The following is a 1,797-nucleotide window of genomic DNA, read 5'->3' as shown; positions in this document are numbered from 1 at the left end:
GCCTTAAAACAGGTGCCCTCCTGCGAGTTTTTTCCTATTGAGGCCGTCAAGACCAACGTTATCGGCACTGACAACGTGCTGACCGCTGCCATCGAAGAAGGCGTCAAAAAAGTCATCTGTCTGTCCACCGATAAAGCCGCCTATCCCATCAACGCCATGGGCACCTCCAAGGCCATGATGGAAAAAGTCTTTGTGGCAAAAAGCCGAACCGTTGACCCGGAGAAGACCCTGATCTGCGGCACCCGCTACGGGAACGTCATGTGCTCCCGGGGATCCGTGATTCCTCTGTTCATCGAACAGATCAAAAACGGCCAGGCCCTGACCATCACCGAACCCAAAATGACCCGTTTCATCATGAGCCTGGAAGAAGCCGTGGAGCTCGTCCTCTTCGCCTTCGAGCACGCCGAGAATGGCGACATCATGGTCCAGAAAGCCCCGGCCTGCACCATCGAAGTGCTGGCACAGGCCGTCAGAGAACTCTTTCACGCCGACAACGAAATCAAGATTATCGGTATCCGCCACGGTGAAAAAATGTACGAGACCCTTCTGACCAACGAAGAGTGCGCCCACGCCATCGACATGGGCGACTTCTTCAGAGTGCCCGCCGACAAACGGGATTTAAACTACGATAAATATTTCAAAGAAGGCGACCAGAAACGCACCGAGCTCACCGAGTTCAACTCCGACAACACCGAGCTCTTAAATGTCAGGCAGGTCAAAGAAAAGCTTTTGAGTTTAGAATACATCCGCAATGAACTCGCCGAATGGGAAGCGAGGTAAAAACATGAAAATACTCATCACCGGCGCCAGAGGATTCATTGGAAAAAACCTCATCGCCGAGCTTAACAATATCAAAGAAAAGAAAACAAACCGATATCCCGGCATCGATCCTGACACCCTGGAAATCCTGCCCTTTGATGTGGACACCGATCCCAGTCTTTTAGAGACCTATACCCAGGAATGCGACTTCGTGTTCCATCTGGCCGGCGTCAACCGACCCAAAGACCCGGCAGAATACAAAGCCGGCAACTTCGGCTTTACCAGCACATTATTAGATTTATTAAAAAAGGCCAACAACAAAGCCCCCGTCATGCTCGCCTCCTCCATTCAGGCCGCCCTGGACAACCCCTACGGCACGAGCAAAAAAGCCGGAGAAGACCGGCTCTTTGACTACGGCCGCGAAAACAACGTCAAAGTCCTCGTCTACCGGTTTCCCAACGTGTTCGGCAAATGGTGCCGGCCCAACTACAACAGCGCTGTGGCCACCTTCTGCCACCACATTGCAAATGGACTGCCTATCCAGGTCAACGATCCCGAGGTAATGTTGCATCTCGTCTACATCGACGATGTCGTCGAAGAGCTGATCGGCGCCCTGTGCGGCAGAGAACACCGGGAAGAAAAAGAACAAGTCAAAGCCTTCAAAGACGATGTCATCAACGTTGTGAAAATCAACAGAGAACGCGTCGCGGCCGGAAAGCAGTTCTGCACCGTGCCCGTATCCTACAAAGTCAAGCTGGGAGACGTCGCCGAGTTGATTCAATCCTTCAGAGAAGACCGCGAAAAGCTTCAGGTGCCCGACATGTCCGATGCCTTCACCAAGAAACTCTACGCCACCTATCTGAGCTACCTGCCAGAAGACCAGTTCAGCTATCCCTTAAAAATGAACGTGGACAGCCGCGGCTCCTTCACCGAGTTCATAAGAACCCCCGACCGGGGCCAGGTATCCATCAACATCTCAAAGCCCGGCATCACCAAAGGCCAGCATTGGCACCACACCAAAAACGAAAAGTTTCTGGT

Annotated in this window: 2 protein-coding genes; both read left to right on the top strand. The window is 52.5% G+C overall.

Annotated elements, in window-relative coordinates; genetic code table 11:
• The coding region (locus FYJ53_RS21025; RefSeq protein WP_148430754.1) for a polysaccharide biosynthesis protein at positions 1–780 on the top strand (780 nt) is incomplete at its 5' end.
• Between the two features lie 4 nt (positions 781–784).
• The coding region (locus tag FYJ53_RS21020; protein ID WP_148430756.1) for an NAD-dependent epimerase/dehydratase family protein at positions 785–1,797 on the top strand (1,013 nt) is incomplete at its 3' end.

This window comes from Eubacterium sp. BL-380-WT-2B, assembly GCF_009696115.1.
Taxonomy (GTDB): domain Bacteria; phylum Bacillota; class Clostridia; order Eubacteriales; family Eubacteriaceae; genus Eubacterium; species Eubacterium callanderi.
This window is presented reverse-complemented; position numbering and strand designations above follow the sequence as displayed.